The sequence below is a fragment of the Nitrosospira sp. NpAV genome, from assembly GCF_000832065.1.
Taxonomy (GTDB): domain Bacteria; phylum Pseudomonadota; class Gammaproteobacteria; order Burkholderiales; family Nitrosomonadaceae; genus Nitrosospira.
Genome location: NZ_JXQM01000117.1, coordinates 1 through 734, shown reverse-complemented (window position 1 = coordinate 734; position 734 = coordinate 1). Strand labels below are relative to the sequence as shown.

1 protein-coding gene is annotated in these 734 nt (G+C 53.7%); it reads left to right on the top strand.

Features of this window, described 5'->3' with window-relative positions:
• A partial coding sequence (locus SQ11_RS15540; protein WP_041515113.1) for an aminotransferase class I/II-fold pyridoxal phosphate-dependent enzyme occupies window positions 1–734 on the top strand: 734 nt, incomplete at both ends.

Here is a 734-nt window from a genome sequence, read left to right as displayed (position 1 = left end):
TTTTTTTTTTCAAGCCGAAGACGGCATACGAGGTTCTCGTTGGTCTCGTGGGCTCGGGTGCTTCACACCTGATCAGTGGCCATTCACAGGCGCACCACGAGCTGGAACAGGCGTTGGCTGAATTTGTTGGGTTGCCGCGTGCATTGCTGTTTTCCACCGGCTATATGGCTAATCTGGCAGCAGTGACGGCACTGGTGGGACGAGGTGATGCCATTTTTGCGGATCGTCTCAATCACGCTTCACTCAATGATGCCGCTTTGCTGTCACGCGCCTGTTTCATTCGTTATTCCCATCTGGATCTTGTGGCGCTGGAAAAACAGCTGGCAGTAACTGAAGCACGGCGCAAACTGGTGATTTCGGATGCGGTATTCAGTATGGATGGGGATTGTGCACCGGTCGCAGCCTTGCTGGATTTATGCCGGCGTTTCGATGCCTGGTTGCTGCTGGACGATGCCCATGGCTTTGGTGTGCTGGGCGCTGAAGGGCGGGGCAGTCTGTCTTTTTTGGAAGCCGCAGAACGTAATATGCCCAACCTGATTTACATGGGCACGCTGGGCAAGGCGGCTGGTGTATCCGGTGCGTTTGTGGCGGCGCAAATGCCTGTCATTGAAACACTGATTCAACAGGGTCGCACCTACGGCTACACTACGGCAGCTGCGCCATTGTTGTCACATGTATTGCTTACCAGTTTGCAATTGATTCAGCAAGAAACCTGGCGGCGTGATCAATTAATC